Origin of the sequence: Saccharothrix longispora, assembly GCF_031455225.1 — a bacterium.
GTDB classification, from domain to species: domain Bacteria; phylum Actinomycetota; class Actinomycetes; order Mycobacteriales; family Pseudonocardiaceae; genus Actinosynnema; species Actinosynnema longispora.
Genome location: NZ_JAVDSG010000001.1, coordinates 3,180,510 through 3,196,319 on the forward strand (window position 1 = coordinate 3,180,510; position 15,810 = coordinate 3,196,319).

The window sequence follows — 15,810 nt, forward strand, 5'->3', positions numbered from 1 at the left end:
CGGGGACCGGCTCCCGGCGGCGTCGCTCAGGAGACGTCGGCGACCAGCCGGGACAGCCGGCGCACGCCCTCGCGGACGCGCTCCGGTTCCAGGTAGCTGCACGACAGCCGCAGCGCGCGGTGACCGCCGCTCCGGTAGAAGAAGCTCATCGGGGTCCACAGCACCCCGTAGCGCTCCGCGGAGACCTCCAGCAACTTCTCGTCCGCCGGGAACGGCACGTCGACCACCACGAAGAACCCGCCGGCGGGGGCGTTCCAGCGCACGCCGTGCCCGTCGCGCCCCGACCGCGGGAAGTGGTCCTCCAGCGCGGTGAGCAGCGTCCGCAGGTTGTGGCGGTAGAACTCGATCTTGTCCTGGTTGGCCGCGCGCAGGCTGCAGTCCGCCTCGACCAGCACGCCACCGATGACGGCCTGCGCGATCGGCGAGGTGTTCACCGTCAGCATGCTCTTGACGGCCGACATCTCCTCGGCGAGCAGGGTGCGCCCGCCCGCCTCGTCGACGACGACCTGGTCCGCCACGAGGAAACCGACCCTGGCACCGGGGAAGCAGGACTTCGCGAACGAGCCGAGGTAGATCACGCACCCGTCGGTGTCCAGCGACTTCAGCGTCGGGCGCGGCTCGTCGTCCAGGCCGAACAGGCCGTACGGGTCGTCCTCCAGCACCAGCAGGTCGTGCTCGGCGGCGACGTCGAGCAGGCGGCGGCGGGTCGGCACCGGCATCGAGGCGCCCGAGGGGTTGGCGAAGTCCGGCACGACGTAGAGGGCGCGGGGGCGCTTGCCCTCGGCGCGCACCCGTCGGGCCACCTCGGCCACGGTCCGCGGGTCGAGCCCGTCGTCGCCCTCGGGCACCGCGACCACCTCGACGCCGAGGATCCTGGCCGCGCCGGTCATCCCGACGTAGCAGGGCTCGACCGCCAGCAGGACGTCGTCGGGTCCGACGCACAGCGCGCGCAGCGCGATGACCATGGCTTCCTGGCACCCGGCGGTGACCATCACCGCCTCGGCGGGCACCGCGATGCCGTGGTCGACGTCGAGCATCCGCGAGATCAGCGAGCCGAGCTGGCCGTTGGTGCGCCCGTACTGGAGGAGCAGGCCGCGCACCCGCTCGTCGGTGAGCCCCTCCGCGCGCAGGTGCCCGACGTAGAGCCGCAGGTACCGCTCGACGTCGTCGACGGAGTAGAACCCGTCGTACGGCCGACCCGCGGCGAGCGAGATCGCGTCCGGGTACCGGCCGGCGACCTCGTTGAGGAAGTTCATCGACGTGGCGACGGGGTCCCAGACCGAAACGTGCAGGTCGCCGCGGGACAGCTCAACCATGGTTCTCCGGTGTGGTCGGTGGCCGCGTCGCCAGCGCCTGCTCCGTCAGCTCGACGAGCCTGGTGCCGACGTCGACGACGGGCAGCGGGGACACGGCGGTCACGAACGGCAGCACGGCGGTGAAGTGGGTGCAGGCGAGCACGACGGCCTCCAGGCCGAGCCGCTCGGCCAGGCGCAGCGTGGTCGGCAGGTGCGACGCCTCGAACGCCGCTTCGGGGTCCCCGGCCTCGATCCCCCGCACCAGCGCCGGGTCCGACACCCCCAGCACCCGGTGGTCCGGGTTCGCCGACCGGACGGCGCGCTCGACACCGACGACGGCGTGCGCGTTCCCGGTGACCGCCAACGACGAGCGCAGCGACGTGAGGTCGCCGTAGACGGTGACGGGCGAGATCACGGGCAGCGCGGCTCCGTCGCTGTCCACGACCGCCGACAGGGAGTTGCAGAACAGCATCACGAGTTCGGTGCCCGACTCGCGCAGGGCGCCGATCCGCGCGTGGAACGCGGCCGCCAGCCCTCCGGGGTCCTGGTACTGCATCGCGTCCTGCTCGTCCGGTGTCCGCGCCATGGCGTGCGCGGACGCGCTGATGCCCCTGGCCCGCAACAGCTCGGCGCCGAGCCCGGAGTCGTAGGGGGTACCCGCGATGACGGCCACCACCGGTGCCTCGTCGTCCGCCACCATCACGTCTCCATCCCCCGGCGAGCGCCCTCGCCACCAGGCTCCCACCCGCGGCGACCCGACCCGTATCCCACTGTGCCCTATCCGGGCGCGGTCCCGCCCCACCCCGCTTCGGTGCGCACCGACCGCCGACGGCCCCCGTCGACGCGGCCCGTCCATTGTCGCCGACCGTCGGAACGAACACGGAAAAGGCGCGCCGGCATCTTCCGCGGTGCTCGATCCCGGCCGGCGGGCAGCATGCCGAAAGGCTTTTTATCCCACGTTGCCCATTGTGGTACGCAGCGCCGCGACACCATCCCGGAGACCCTTTCCTGAGGTACCTTGTGCGACGTGCCGTGATTGTCCTCCGACGCCGGCACGCTTTTCCCATCGACCGTCATCGGTCGCCGGCCGGGCACCTGAGTGGAGCATTACGAGCTCCGGGGAGACAGCTATGAACAAAAGCCGTCCAGTGGTATTGGACCCCACGGGCCGAGACATCCACGCCGAAGCGGACCACCTGCGCGCACTGGGTCCCGCCACCCAGGTGGAACTTCCCGGTGGTGTGCTGGCCTGGTCCGTCAACAGCTACGAGGTCAGCAAGAAGTTGCTGAGCGACCCGAACGTCAGCAAGAGCGCCCGCAACCACTGGCCGGCCTTCGTCAACGGGGAGGTCCCGCCCGACTGGGAGATGATCAGTTGGGTGGCGATGGACAACATCTCCACCACCTTCGGCAAGGACCACCGCAGGCTGCGCCGGCTGACCAGCAAGGCGTTCAGCGCGCGCAGGCCCGACGAGGTCCGCCCGAAGGCGCAGGCGATGATCGACATGCTGCTCGACCGCATGGAGGCCGCCGCGGCGGCCGGTGAGGTGGTCGACCTGAAGGCGTCGTTCGCGTACCCGCTGCCCGGGATGCTCGTGGCCGAGCTGATCGGCATGTCGGACGAGGCCAGGGTGGCCGCCGCGAAGATGATCGACCTCATGGTCGCCACGGACGTGACCCCTGAGCAGGCCCAGGACACCCTGCTGGGCTGGCGCGGCGCCATCGCCGACCTCATCGCGCAGAAGCGCGCGGAGCCCGGTCCCGACATCACGAGCGACCTGATCGCCGCACGCGACGAGGACGGCTCGCAGATGTCCGAGCAGGAGATGACCGACACGGTCTTCGCGATCCTCGGCGCGGGCTCGGAAACCACGATCAACTTCATCGACAACGCGGTCACCGCGCTGCTCACGCACCCCGAGCAGCTCGAACTGGTCAAGACCGGGCAGGTGTCCTGGGAGGAGGTCATCGAGGAGGTGCTGCGGCTCCAGGCGCCGCTGGCGAGCCTGCCGCTGCGGTTCGCGGTGGAGGACATCGAGCTGGACGGCGTGACCATCCCCAAGGGCGACCCGATCCTGATCAACTACGCCGCCCTCGGTCGGGACCCCGCGCTGCACGGGGAGTCCGCCGCCACGTTCGACATCACCCGCAAGGACAAGGAGCACCTGTCCTTCGGGCACGGCCCGCACTACTGCCTGGGCGCCGGCATCGCCCGGATGCTGGCCAAGGCCGCGCTCTCCTCGCTCTTCGAGCGCTTCCCCGACCTGACGCTCGCCGTCGACGTCGAGGACCTCGTGCCCTACCCGACCTTCATCATGAACGGGCACCGCCAACTGCCCGTCCGCCTCACGGGAGCCGTCTCGGCGGCGGCGTGACGCCCGGACCACCGCCCCTGCCGGAAGCCGCCCCGGGCACCCCTCGCCCGGGGCGGCTTCCCGTGTGCCGAGGTCGAGCGGGCTGATCGGCACACCGGCGGGAGGCGTGCACACCGCGGGTGTCGTGGCGTCGGCCACGACGATGCTCCGCGCCTCCGCCGCGACTTCGGCGGCCGGTCGCCCGGCGGCCCGGCCCGGGAGCGAGGGCACCGGAGAGGACGCGCGACGCCACCGCCCACGTCCGCCGCTCGGACCGGTCGGCCGGGAACGGGCGGGCCCGTGGGGCGCGCGGCGCGCCCCACGGGCCCGAGGTCCGCGTTCGGGGTCAGGACTTCAGGAGCCCGGCCAGGACCTCGTCGATGGCCGCGGCGTCCTCGGGGAGCAGGCCGAACATGGTGAAGTGCCCCATCGGGCTGTCGATCACCCGCAGCCGGGCGCCGGGGATCATGGCCACGTCGGCCTCGTGGTCCGCGACCGGGGCGAACATGTCGTCGCTGAACGCGACGGCGACGAACTTCGCGGTGATCCGGCCGAGCGCCGCGGCCAGGTCCCCGCCGGTGTGCAGGCCGACGTCGCCGGCACGCCACTTCGCCGCCTGGCAGAGCAGGTTGTTCGGGTCCATCACCTGGTAGTAGCCGCGCATGAACCCCTGGCCGTAGTCGTCCGCCGAGGCGAACCCGAGAGCGCGCCACATCTCGTCGCGGAAGAACCGGGCGCTGGTGCTCGTCATGGTGAAGGCCATCGCGTGCCGCTTCAGGCCGAGGCGCACGTCGGCGGGGTCGGTGTAGAAGCCGTCCGCGAAGGCCGGGTCCGAGCGCAGCAACTCGGTGTGCAGGTCGACGAACAGCTTGTTGTGCGCGGAGGTCCTCGCGGTCGCCGCGAAGACGGCCGCCCGGCGCACCGCCTCCGGGTAGCGCACCGCCCACTCGTAGGTCTGCTGGCCCCCCATCGACCAGCCGACCACCGCGTGCAGGGCCGTGATGCCGAACTCCTCGGTGACCAGCCGGTGCTGGGCGCGCACGTCGTCGGAGATCGCCACCGGCGGGAACTGGCCGCGGTCGAACGGCGCCGGGGTGTTGCTCGGCGACGAGGACAGGCCGTTGCCGAACTGGTCGGGCAGGATGATGAAGTACTGGGAGGGGTCCAGCGCGCGCCCCTCGCCGATGAGCCCCGCCAGCGAGGCGGAGTTGCCCGAGTACATGTGCGGGAAGAGGACCGCGTTGTCCTTGGCCGAGTTCAGGCTGCCGAATGTCCGATATGCCAGTTTTGCGTTCGGCAGCGTATAGCCGCTGTCGAACGCGAAGGGGCCGAGCTCGAACTGCCGCGGTGCGGCGGTGTGGTCGTCGTCACCCATCGTGACCTCCAGACAAATAATGCCGACGTGGTTTCCCAACGCTCCGACGCAGCGTCCGGAAAGGCCGGCCACGCGCGCAGCGGCTCGCACGCGTGCTACCGACGGTGCAATCCGCCGCTCATTTTCATTCCCGACCGCGCGACCTCCCAACTCCCGCGTTGCCGTCGTCGGCACGACCTCGTCGGAGAAGCCGCAGCAGCCTCCCGAACTCCGCCCGCCGCCGAGCGCACGCGAAAAGAAGATAATCGGCCGACCGCGGTTAACATGATGGACATTGCCGCCTGTTCAAGCGGTCAGCGCGTTCCGATACCTTCTAAGGCGGGAGGATATTTTCCCATGGACAGTGTGGCCGAAGAAGTCGACGCAGTGGTGGTCGGGGCCGGCTTCGCCGGTCTCTACGCGCTCTACAAACTCCGCGGGCAGGGGCTCTCGGTCAAGGTCTTCGAGGCGGCCGACGACGTCGGCGGGACGTGGTACTGGAACAAGTACCCCGGCGCCCGGTGCGACGTGGAGAGCATGCACTACTCGTACTCGTTCGACCCCGCGCTGGAACAGGAATGGGAGTGGACGGAGAAGTACGCCGGCCAGCCCGAGATCCTCTCCTACCTCAGGCACGTCGCCGACCGCTACGACCTGCGCAAGGACGTGGTCTTCGAGACCAGGGTGACGCGGGCGAGCTTCGACGAGGGCACCGCCCGGTGGCACGTCCGCACCGATCGGGGGCACGTGGTGTCCGCCCGGTACTGCGTCATGGCGGTCGGCTGCCTCTCGGTGCCGAAGTTCCCGGAGGTGCCGGGCCTGGAGGCGTTCACGGGGCCCTGGTACCACACCGGCACCTGGCCGGAGGGCGGTGTGGACTTCACCGGGCAGCGGGTGGGCGTGATCGGCACGGGCTCGTCCGGCATCCAGGCCATACCGCTCATCGCCGAGCAGGCGGCGGAGCTGACGGTGTTCCAGCGCACGCCGAACTTCAGCTTCGCGGCGTTCAACGGCCCCCTCGACCCCGACCGGGTGGCCGACGTCAAGGCGAACTACCGGGAGGTCCGCGAGGCCGACCGGAACTCCATCTTCGGCATCGCGGTGGAGTGGCCGACGAAGTCGGCGCTGGAGGTGAGCGAGTCCGAGCGGCGGGCCGTCTACCAGGAGCGCTGGAACCGAGGGCACCTCAACGGGCTCGTGCAGTCGTTCACCGACCTCATCTTCGTCGAGGAGGCGAACGAGACGGCCGCCGAGTTCGTCCGGGAGCAGGTGCGCGGCAAGGTCGACGACCCGGAGACGGCGCGCAAGCTCGAACCGCGCGGCTACCCGTTCTCCACCAAGCGACCCTGTCTGGACACCGGCTACTACGAGACCTACAACCGCGAGCACGTGCACCTCGTGGACCTGCGGGAGGAGGACCTCGTCGAGATCACCGCGACGGGCGTGCGGACCACCGCGGGCGAGTACGAGTTCGACAGCCTGGTCCTCGCCACCGGCTTCGACGCCATGACGGGCGCGTTCCTCGCCGTCGACATCACGGGCCGGAACGGCCTGTCGCTGCGGGAGAAGTGGCACGACGGCCCCGTCACGTACCTCGGTCTCGCGGTGTCGGGCTTCCCGAACCTGTTCACCGTCACCGGCCCCGGGAGCCCGTCCGTGCTGAGCAACATGGTCGTGTCGATCGAGCAGCACGTCGACTGGATCGGCGACCTGGTCGAGCACATGGCGCGCAACGGCCACGCGGCGGTCGAGGCGACCGAGACCGCGGAGAAGGAGTGGACCGAGCACGTGCGCGAGGTCAGCGAGGCGACGCTCTTCCCGAGGGCGGACTCCTACTACCTCGGCGCGAACGTCACCGGCAAACCGCGGGTCTTCATGCCCTACGTCGGCGGGGTCGCGCCCTACCGGCAGAAGTGCGACTCGGTCGCCGAGAGCGGGTACTCGGGATTCGACCTGCGGTGAGGTGGGCGGACGCCGGCGCGGGGGCTGCCCCCGCGCCGGCACGGCGGGGCGGGACCCGGGCTGCGGCGACCGGGGGTCCGCCCCGTCGGGGTTCGGCCGGGCCCCTGGCCGGAACGGCGGCGGGCCCGTCCGGACGTCGTCCGGACGGGCCCGCTCCCCCGCGGTGCGGACGGGGCTACTCGGACCGCTCCAGGTGGCGCTGGAGTTCGACGGCCTCGTACAGCGCCTTGATGTTGCCGCTGCCGAACGACGTGGCACCGAGCCGCTCGATGAGCTCGAAGAAGATCGTGTTGCGCGGGTGCGTGGACATCGTGAAGATCTGGTACAGCTGCCCGCCGTGGTCCTCGTCGACCAGGATGTTGCGCTCGCGCAGTTCCCCGATCGCGTACCGGATCGGCTCCACCCGCCCGGCCAGCATCGAGTAGTAGCTGCCGGGGGCGTCCAGGAACGCGACGCCCCTCGCGGCCAGGGAGTCCAGGGTGGACACGATGTTCCCGGTGGCGAACGCCATGTGCTGGACCCCCGCGCCGCCGTGGTCGCGCAGGAAGCTGTCGATGTGGCCGGGTTCGCACGACACGTCCGGCTCGATCAACGTCAGGGTCACCGCGCCGGAGGTGCTCTCCACCACCCTCGTCGTCATGGCCTGCTTGCCGACCGCGACGCGCTCCTCGAAGATCAGTTCGAAGTCCAGCACGCGCCGGTAGAACTCGATCGACCGGTCGAGCTCCCCCGGCTCGACGCAGACGGCGAAGTGGTCCACCGCGCCCAGTTGGACGGTGGCGTCGCCGGTGGGCGTCGCGGTCGGCCGCATACCGGGGAGCGCGCGGCGCGAAGCCCCGGGGTGCCGCTGGATGAAGGTGTGGGCCACGTCGCCGAAGCCGATGATCGAGGCGGTGGTCACCCCGTCGACGGTGGCCGGCTCGGCCACCGGCCGGGCGCCGCGCCGGACCGCCTCGTCGAACGCCGCCGCCGCGTCGGCGACACCCAGGCCGATGTTCGCGACACCGTCTCCGTGCTTCTTCACGTACTCGGCGGCGGCGTGGTCGGCGTCGGCGGACTCGGTGAGCACGAGGTCCACCTGGTGGTGGCTGAGCACCATCGACCGGACCGGCGCGTCCTCGTCGGAGGCCGCGCTGATGGCGAACCCGTAGCTGTTGAGCCACCAGGCCGCCTTCGACGGGAGGTCGCTGACGTAGAACTCGACGTGATCGACGGTCATGTCGTCGAAGGGACGCGTCATCGCGGTGCTCTTTCCTGCTCGTTGTGGGACCGTGCCGACGTGGGACACGGGGACGGCTCACCGAGAGCGGTCCGGCTGCTCGACCGGGCTCCGCGGCCGCATGTCCATCCAGTTCCACCCGCACGCACTCCATGCACGCCCCACGCCCGGCGGGACCGAACCCCGTGCCCACCCGCCCGGCAGCTCCGCGAACGAGGTCGCGGCGAGTGCCGGCCCTCGTCGTCGATCGGGGCCGCGCACCGCGCGGGGCCGTTCTCGGAAGGATTCGGCATCGTCATCCTGGGAATTCCGGAGTCAACGGATGTCGTGCACGACCCTCCCACCGGGGACCGCCCGCGTCATATCCGCCCGTGCGCTGCCCGGCACGGGTCCCGCAAGGCTGGAGATGCCGCGCGCGGACGCGGCGTGTGAGGCTTCCACCTGGGCGGGACCGCCCTGGGTGAATGCGGGGCGCGGCGATCGGCGTTCATTTCCCGTGAATTCCTCGTCCGACGCGAGCGCTTTCACAATGATCAAACGGATACGAGGAGGTGACCGCGTGGGCCAGGATGCCGGTACGCGCGCGGTGGTGCTGGGCGGCAGCATCGCCGGGCTGTTTGCGGCCAGGGTGCTCGCAGACGCCTACGACGAGGTGCTGATCGTGGACCGCGACAAGCTCGTCGGCGTCAAGGGGGTGCGGCGGTTCTGCCCGCAGAGCCACCAGGCCAACGGGTTGCTGGCCCGCGGGGTGCAGGTGATGGAGGAGCTCTTCCCGGGGCTCACCCAGGAGATGATCGACCACGGTGTCCCCACCGGCGACCTGTCCGGCAGCTGCCGCTGGTACGCCAGGGGGTTCCGGCTCAAGCAGCAGCACGCCGGGCTGACCACCCTCGGCGTGGTCCGGCCGCTGTTCGAGTACTTCATCCGCGAGCGGGTGCAGCAGATCCCCAACGTGAGCTTCCTGGAGGAGCACGACATCCTCGGTCTCGTCACGACCGCGGACAAGAGCCGGGTCACCGGCGCCCGGGTGCAGGCCCGCGACGCGGACGTCGACAAGGTCATCGAGGGCGACCTGGTGGTCGACGCCACCGGCCGGGGTTCGCGGACCCCCGTCTGGTTGGAGCAGCTCGGCTACGAGAAGCCGGTCGAGGAGCGAAAGAAGATCGATCTCGGTTACGTGACGCAGCACTTCAAGCTCCGTCCCGGCGCCAACCCGTTCAACGGCGACGTGGCCATCAACCAGATCGCGCACGCCGGCGCGCCCCGCGGGAACGTCTTCTTCCTGGTGGAGGGCGGCAAGGTCGAGCTGACCACCTACGGCATCCTCGGCGACCACCCGCCCACCGACCGGGCCGGGCTCATGGAGTGGTTGAAGTCGCTGCCCGCCAAGGACGTCTACGAGACGTTGCGCTATGCGGACCCGGTGGACAAGGCGATGCCGTTCAAGTTCCCGACGACGCTGCGCAGGCACTACCAGGACCTGCGCCGGTTCCCGGACGGCCTGCTGGTCACCGGTGACGCGGTCACCTGCTTCAACCCCGTCTACGCCCAGGGCATGAGCGTGGCCGCGCTGTGCGCGCTGGTCATGCGCAGGCACCTGCACAGCGGTGTCGCGCCCGTGCCGCTCGACTACTTCCGCGACCTCGCCGCGGACGCCGTCGACGCCGCGTGGGAGATGACCAACACCATCGACCTGAGCCTGCCGGGCGTCGAGGGCGACCGCACGTTCAAGGTGCGCATGGCCAACTGGTACCTGCGGCGGGTGCAGATCGCCGCGACCCACGACGGCAAGATCACCGCCGCGTACTTCAAGACGGCGGGGCTGGTCGAGAAGCCGGAATCGCTGATGCGGCCGGGGTTCGCCCTGCGCGTGCTGTGGAAGTCGCTGCGCGGCCCGTCCAAGGAGAGCCGGCAGCCGTACGTGTACCAGGTGCCCGAGGGCGTCGAGCCCGCGTTCGGCGAGCCTTCCGAGCTGGCCAAGTCGGCATGATCCGACGACCTCCCGCATCGGCCACCGGTCCCGGCGTGACGCTCCCCGCCGGGACCGGGCGGACGACCCCACCACCGGAGGGCCGATGACCACCGCGCACCGCACCTGTCCCATCTGCGACTCCGTCTGCGGTCTGAAGATCGACCTCGACCTCACCGGCCGCGTCACGCGGGTGACCGGTGACGACCAGGACCCCTTCACCCGCGGTTACATCTGCCCGAAGGGCGCCAGCATCGGCCGCCTCGACGAGGACCCGGACCGCTTGCGCCACCCGCTGATCCGCGAGGGCGACGGGTTCCGGGAGGCCTCCTGGGAGGAGGCGTTCGAGGCGGTCGAGCGCGGGCTCGCCGGCGTCGTCGAGCGGCACGGCCGGGACGCGGTCGCCGTCTTCTTCGGCAACCCGACCTACCACACGATGGCCGGCTTCCTGTACCGCGTGCCGCTGATCCAGTCGCTGGCGTCGAAGAACGTCTACTCCTCGGGCACCATCGACCACATGCCCAAGCACGTCGCGTGCGCGCACCTCTACGGCGACCCGTTCGCGATCGCCGTGCCGGACATCGACCGGACCGACTACCTGCTCGTCATCGGCGCGAACCCCATGGAGTCGCACGGTTCCCTGTTCTGCGCGCCCGACATGCCCGCACGCCTGCGGGCGCTGCGCGAGCGCGGCGGCAGGATGGTCGTGGTCGACCCGCGTCGCACCCGCACCGCCGAGGCCGCCGACGAGCACTTCTTCGTCCGGCCGGGCACCGACCCCTTCCTGCTGCTCGGCATCGTCCACACGCTGTTCGAGGAGGGGCTGACCTCGGTCACCCACGACGTCGACGGGCTCGACGAACTCCGCGAGCTGGTGGCGGAGTTCCCCCCGGCGGTCGCCGAGCGGGTCTCCGGCGTGCCCGCCGGGGACGTCGCCCGGCTGGCCCGCGAGCTGGCCTCCGCGCGCACGGCCGCGGTGTACTCGCGCATGGGCGGGTCCGTCGTGGAGTTCGGGACGATCACCCAGTGGCTCGTCGACGTGATCAACGTGCTGACCGGGAACCTGGACCGACCCGGCGGGACCATGTTCACCAGGACCGCCGCGCTGGAGGTGTTCCGCACGGGGCAGCCGTTCGAGTGGGGTCGCTGGCACAGCAGGGTCAAGGGCTTCCCCGAGGTGCTCGGGGAGCTGCCGACGGCCACGCTGGCCGACGAGATCGAGACCCCGGGCGACGGCCAGGTGCGGGCGCTGATCAACATCGGGGCCAACCAGGTGGTGGCGGCGCCCAACGGGCCCCGGCTCGGCCGGGCGTTCGACCAGCTCGACTTCATGGTCTGCGTCGACCCGTACCTGAACGAGACCACCCGGCACGCCACCGTCATCCTGCCGCCGCCGCGCATCCTCCAGTCGCCGCACTACGACTTCCTGATGCAGATCGTGATGGTGCGGAACTACACCCGCTACTCCCCGCCGGCCCTGCCGCTCGACGAGGACCAGCGGTCCGAAGCGGAGATCCTGGCCCGGCTGACGCTGATCGCGGCGGGCGCGGGCGCGGCCGCCGATCCGTCGGGCGTCGACGAGATGTTCATCGGCCAACTGCTGACCGGGGCCACGCAGATGCCCGGCTCGCCGGTCGAGGGCATGGACGTCGCGGCGCTGCGGGCCACGATCGAGGGCGACGACGGCCCGGAGCAGGTCCTGGACACGCTGCTGAAGTTCGGCCCCTACGGCCTCTCCCTGGCGCGGCTGAAGGAGGAGCCGCACGGCATCGACCTGGGCCCGCTCGAACCGCGGCTGGAGGAGCTGCTGCGCACGCCGTCCGGCAGGGTCGAGCTGACCCCCGCGCCGATCGTCGCGGACTTCGACCGGCTGCGCGCCCGGCTCGCCGCCCCGACCCCGGACGTCGTGCTGATCGGACGGCGCCAGCTGCGGTCCAACAACAGCTGGCTGCACAACGTCGCCTCGCTCGTCGGCGGCAGCAACCGGTGCACCCTGCACGTCAACCCGGCCGACGTCACGAGGCTCGGGCTGGGCGAGCGGGCGGTCGTGCGCTCCGCCGCGGGCGAGGTCGTCGTCGCCGTCGAGCCGAACGACGCGATCATGCCCGGTGTCGTCAGCCTCCCCCACGGCTGGGGGCACGAGGACAGCGCGCAGCGGGTCGCGGCCCGGAACCCGGGGGTGAACGCCAACGCGCTCACCGACGAACTGGTGATCGACGTCCCGTCCGGCAACGCGGTGTTCAACGGCGTGCCGGTGACCGTCGGCCCGCACGAGGACTAGCGAACCCCCACCGGGGACGGATGGGAGAACGACAGCCATGGCCCTGTTCGACAGACTGCCCCGGCGCCACGGGGCGGGCGTCCGCCAGGACGAGGAGACCGACACCGCCGCCTCCTCGCGGTCGCTCCAGGCCCACAACCTCGCGCCGGGGATCGTCTGGGCCGACGTCCTGGCCGCCATCGCCGCCGACGAGCGGGCGCGCCGGGCGCGGGAGCCGGCCGAGGCCGCGTGACACCACGGGTGCCGTGAGGCGCGGGCGGGACGAGCCGATCGTCCCGCCCGCGCCTCTCCGGCGTTCCGCCTCAGCGCGCCGGCGCGGTGAACCCGACGCCCGCCTGGCCGGTCGCCCCCGCCGGCCCCGCGCTGTGCAGCAGCATCGTCTGGGCCGCGCCCCAGATGAGCACCATCGACAGCGCGGCGGCGCCGATCCGCGCCCCCACCGCGCCCGCGGTGCGGCGGGGGCGGGACACCGCGAACCAGCTCATCGCGACGAGCGCGAACGCCGAACCGGTGTGCAGCAGGGTCGCGGTGCGCTCCGGCCCCGTCCCGGACAGCCAGGCGCGCGCGAACTGGTCCGCCGCGAGGAGTGCGACCGGCCAGAACACCCACGGGGCGAACCGCCGCGCCCGGCCGACGGCGGGCGCGAACCGCGGGTCCCGCGAGAGGACCAGGTAGAGGGGGGCGATGAGCAGCAGGACCAGCAGCGGGACCAGCCGTTCCGACATGTTCAGGCCGCCGGAGAGCAGGAGCACCATGACGGCCGCGCCACCCGCGCACGCGACCACCGCGGCCACCGACCGCCGGTCCGGCTCCGCCAGGAACCCGCGCGCCAGGCCGAACCCCACGACGAACGAGACCGCCGCGAGCAGGGCCACCCGCAGCAGCAGCGGACCGATGCTCACCCCGACGGACAGCACGTGGTCGTGCCCGCCACCCTGCGCGAGCAGGGCGGCGGGCACGACCAGCGCGGGTGTGTCAGGCACTGGCCCCCACCGCGCAACTGCACCGCATGAGCGCCCGTTCGGCCGGTCGCGGCCGCATGTGCAGGACCATGGCCACCACCATGGGGAGGAACACGACGGCGTTGTAGAACAGGTGCAGCTCCACCCTCGGGAACGCCAGCTGCGCGATGCTCGTCGGCACCTTGGCGCCCATCAGGTTCGCCGCGGTCAACGCCTGGACCAAGAGCAGCAGGTGCTCGAAGTGGTGCCACACCTGGATCCACATGGCGGCGTTCCACCACGTCCTCGACCGGCCCGTGAAACCGTGGCGCAGGATCACGAACGCCACCATCATCACGATGGCGTAGACGTAGTGCAGCCACTCCGAGGTGACCAGCACGGGGAAGGCGAGCCCGAGCACGCCGCCGGCCTCCGGTCGCGGCCAGCCCAACGCGTAGATCTGGAAAGCCTGGGTGAGGTGCTCGGCCCAGTGGCCCAGCACGATGACCATATACACCATCAACGCCGGTTTGTGGTAGCGGGTGTTGAGCAATCCACCCGGCCCCAGTAGACGATCCGTGCCAACAGATGCCGTCATCTCGTCGATTCCTTGTCGCAGGAGGTGGTCGCGGAACGCTCCCCGGACCGTGCCGCGGCCCGAGGCCCCGAGCTGCCGGCTCGACGGGTCGAGCCGTCGCCACCGATCGGCGGTGAGCGGTGGTCGTGCACGTCGTCCGTCGGCCGTCGGCGCGAGCCGCGCCCAGCCGAGGACGAGCACCGGTCCGCGCCGAACACTGTTATCCCATGCTCCCGGCGGTGTCCGCCACCTGCACCTTCGGGCGTGCTGTCCCGCGCCGGCCGTGCCCGACCACCGGTTCCCGGTCCGCGAGCGCGCCGTCCGGGCGCACTCGATAACATAACGGCGATTTGTTCTCCGGTGCGCCCGCGTGCGCTCGAACCTTTGTGCGGATGGAGATCACGACCGACGGACGGCAACCTCGGAGGTATTTGTCCGATATTTCTCGCCTCCTTCCCGCGTCCGGTCCCGGCAGGTCGATGTGGTTGCACGCGCGAGATTTTCCCTTCGGAACCTCACATTGAGCCGGGGGTCCCCCGTGGGTTAGCGTCAGTTTTGGCCGCACCGCGCGCAACTGACGACTACTGGGGAGTAACGGCGCGCCATCACCTGAGGTGCGCGCTGTCGCGCGTCAACGAACGCTGACGCTTGGGGGATCACTGGTGCTGCGACTGCTGGGCCCTGTCGGCCTGACAAGCAATGGACGAGAATACGACCTCGGCGGCCCGCGGCAACGCGTCGTGCTGGCCATGCTCGCGCTCAACGCCAACCGGGTCGTCCCGGTCGAGCGACTCATCGACGCCGTGTGGAACACCACCCCGCCGACCACGGCGAGAACACAGGTCCAGATCTGCGTCTCCGCGCTGCGCAAGATCTTCTTCGACGCCAAGGTGGCGATGCGCATCAAAACCCGCAGACCCGGCTACCAGCTCGAGGTCGACCCGGGCGAACTGGACGTCGAGCAGTTCACCTCACTGGTCGAAACCGCGCGGACGCACGTGCGCGCCTCGCGCACCTCCTCGGCGGTCGCCGCGCTCCGCACGGCGCTCAGCCTGTGGCGCGGCAGAGCACTCGCCGACCTGCACAGCGAGCTGGTCCGACGTTTCGCCGACCAGCTCGAACACACCCGGCTGACCGCCGTCACGGAGCGCATCCAGCTCGACCTCGCCCTCGGCAGGCACGAGGAGGTCATCGGCGAGCTGACCATCCTCGTCGAGGAACACCCGCTGCGGGAACGGCTGTACGAATTCCTCATGCTCGCCCTGTACCGCTCGGGACGACAGGCCGAGGCGCTCAAGGTGTGCAGGCGGGCACGGGCCGTCCTGATGGGCGAACTCGGCATCGAGCCGGGGACGCGCGTGCAGGAACTCGAAGCGTCGATCCTGAACCGCGAGCCGCGGCTCGACCTGCCACCGACCGGAGCGGAGAGGCTGCTCATCAGCGCGGCCGCACCGGTGCCGGAGGAGCCGCCCCCCATCGTGCCGGCCATGCGGCGCATGCCACGCAGGGCGCGCGCGAGACCGCGGACCTGCAACTGCTGGTGGTGTTGGCCGGGGCGACGGGTCAAGGGGAGATCCCTGTCCTGTCACCTCCGGTGACCGCGACCGGTCGAACAGCGCTGCCCGGGACCCGAACCCGTCTGCCCGCCGGACGAGACCCGTCCCCGGTGCTCTCCACCGGGCTCGTCGACAGGTGGGCGGACGGGGTGCCCACCACGACGGGAACGAACCGGCCGAACTCGGCAATCAATAATTGATTACCGCACTGACCGGGGGAGTTGGATGATCAATCCTACCATGGGATCGCGCTGAGATCCAGCGTCGGAATGATCGAACGGTCGGGTGTCCGGTGCGGGCGG

General features: G+C 71.0%; 12 protein-coding genes. 6 read left to right on the forward strand and 6 right to left on the reverse strand.

Features of this window, described 5'->3' with window-relative positions:
• Positions 1 to 26: 26 nt before the first annotated feature.
• Together J2S66_RS12965 and J2S66_RS12970 are read right to left on the reverse strand one after the other, a co-directional pair.
• Entirely contained in the window at positions 27 to 1,316 is a 1,290-nt protein-coding gene (locus J2S66_RS12965; RefSeq protein WP_310307231.1) for an aminotransferase-like domain-containing protein, read from the reverse strand.
• Positions 1,309 to 1,995: a glutamate racemase gene (locus J2S66_RS12970; protein WP_310307232.1), complete on the reverse strand. Its 687-nt coding sequence runs from the start codon at positions 1,993 to 1,995 to the stop codon at positions 1,309 to 1,311. Before J2S66_RS12970 ends, J2S66_RS12965 begins: the two co-directional genes overlap by 8 nt.
• A 523-nt stretch (positions 1,996 to 2,518) precedes the next feature.
• Here J2S66_RS12970 and J2S66_RS12975 point away from each other — a divergent pair.
• The gene (locus J2S66_RS12975; RefSeq protein WP_310307233.1) at positions 2,519 to 3,670 is read left to right on the forward strand and encodes a cytochrome P450 family protein; all 1,152 of its coding nucleotides are present in this window, start codon (positions 2,519 to 2,521) and stop codon (positions 3,668 to 3,670) included.
• A 325-nt stretch (positions 3,671 to 3,995) separates the two neighbouring features.
• Here J2S66_RS12975 and J2S66_RS12980 read toward each other — a convergent pair whose 3' ends face one another.
• The gene (locus tag J2S66_RS12980; RefSeq protein WP_310307234.1) at positions 3,996 to 5,063 is read right to left on the reverse strand and encodes an alpha/beta fold hydrolase; all 1,068 of its coding nucleotides are present in this window, start codon (positions 5,061 to 5,063) and stop codon (positions 3,996 to 3,998) included.
• A 297-nt stretch (positions 5,064 to 5,360) separates the two neighbouring features.
• Here J2S66_RS12980 and J2S66_RS12985 point away from each other — a divergent pair, with 297 nt between their 5' ends.
• On the forward strand, positions 5,361 to 6,965 hold the full coding sequence (locus tag J2S66_RS12985) for a flavin-containing monooxygenase (RefSeq protein WP_310307236.1): 1,605 nt from the start codon (positions 5,361 to 5,363) through the stop codon (positions 6,963 to 6,965).
• A gap of 175 nt (positions 6,966 to 7,140) precedes the next feature.
• Here J2S66_RS12985 and hppD read toward each other — a convergent pair whose 3' ends face one another.
• Complete coding sequence (gene hppD, locus J2S66_RS12990; protein WP_310307237.1) at positions 7,141 to 8,205, reverse strand: 4-hydroxyphenylpyruvate dioxygenase; 1,065 nt, start codon at positions 8,203 to 8,205, stop codon at positions 7,141 to 7,143.
• A 538-nt stretch (positions 8,206 to 8,743) separates the two neighbouring features.
• Between hppD and J2S66_RS12995 the strand changes: the two genes are divergently transcribed.
• The 3 genes from J2S66_RS12995 to J2S66_RS13005 all read left to right on the forward strand — a co-directional run bounded on the left by J2S66_RS12995 (position 8,744) and on the right by J2S66_RS13005 (position 12,666).
• Positions 8,744 to 10,174 carry an NAD(P)/FAD-dependent oxidoreductase gene (locus J2S66_RS12995; protein ID WP_306748123.1) on the forward strand — a complete coding sequence of 477 codons (1,431 nt, stop codon included), beginning with the start codon at positions 8,744 to 8,746 and terminating at the stop codon, positions 10,172 to 10,174.
• An 85-nt stretch (positions 10,175 to 10,259) separates the two neighbouring features.
• A complete protein-coding gene (locus J2S66_RS13000; RefSeq protein WP_310307238.1) occupies positions 10,260 to 12,434 on the forward strand; it encodes a molybdopterin-dependent oxidoreductase in 2,175 nt (724 codons plus the stop codon).
• A gap of 37 nt (positions 12,435 to 12,471) precedes the next feature.
• Entirely contained in the window at positions 12,472 to 12,666 is a 195-nt protein-coding gene (locus J2S66_RS13005; protein ID WP_310307240.1) for a hypothetical protein, read from the forward strand.
• A gap of 70 nt (positions 12,667 to 12,736) precedes the next feature.
• Here J2S66_RS13005 and J2S66_RS13010 read toward each other — a convergent pair whose 3' ends face one another.
• Both J2S66_RS13010 and J2S66_RS13015 read right to left on the reverse strand, forming a co-directional pair.
• A complete protein-coding gene (locus J2S66_RS13010) occupies positions 12,737 to 13,417 on the reverse strand; it encodes a DUF6239 family natural product biosynthesis protein (RefSeq protein WP_310307241.1) in 681 nt (226 codons plus the stop codon).
• Complete coding sequence (locus J2S66_RS13015; protein WP_310307242.1) at positions 13,410 to 13,886, reverse strand: hypothetical protein; 477 nt, start codon at positions 13,884 to 13,886, stop codon at positions 13,410 to 13,412. The genes J2S66_RS13010 and J2S66_RS13015 overlap by 8 nt, the downstream gene beginning before the upstream one ends.
• A 728-nt stretch (positions 13,887 to 14,614) precedes the next feature.
• On the opposite strand from J2S66_RS13015, the gene J2S66_RS13020 reads away from it, so the two are divergent.
• Positions 14,615 to 15,550, forward strand: a complete 936-nt coding sequence (locus tag J2S66_RS13020; RefSeq protein WP_310307244.1) for an AfsR/SARP family transcriptional regulator — start codon at positions 14,615 to 14,617, stop codon at positions 15,548 to 15,550.
• Positions 15,551 to 15,810: the final 260 nt, after the last annotated feature.

What these genes read in the sequence shown, in the direction of transcription:
- J2S66_RS12965 (WP_310307231.1), bottom strand. Translation starts at nt 1,316, where the DNA reads ATGGTTGAGCTGTCCCGCGGCGACCTGCACGTTTCGGTCTGGGACCCC.
- J2S66_RS12970 (WP_310307232.1), bottom strand. Translation starts at nt 1,995, where the DNA reads ATGGTGGCGGACGACGAGGCACCGGTGGTGGCCGTCATCGCGGGTACC.
- J2S66_RS12985 (WP_310307236.1), top strand. Translation starts at nt 5,361, where the DNA reads ATGGACAGTGTGGCCGAAGAAGTCGACGCAGTGGTGGTCGGGGCCGGC.
- hppD (WP_310307237.1), bottom strand. Translation starts at nt 8,205, where the DNA reads ATGACGCGTCCCTTCGACGACATGACCGTCGATCACGTCGAGTTCTAC.
- J2S66_RS13000 (WP_310307238.1), top strand. Translation starts at nt 10,260, where the DNA reads ATGACCACCGCGCACCGCACCTGTCCCATCTGCGACTCCGTCTGCGGT.
- J2S66_RS13005 (WP_310307240.1), top strand. Translation starts at nt 12,472, where the DNA reads ATGGCCCTGTTCGACAGACTGCCCCGGCGCCACGGGGCGGGCGTCCGC.
- J2S66_RS13015 (WP_310307242.1), bottom strand. Translation starts at nt 13,886, where the DNA reads ATGGTCATCGTGCTGGGCCACTGGGCCGAGCACCTCACCCAGGCTTTC.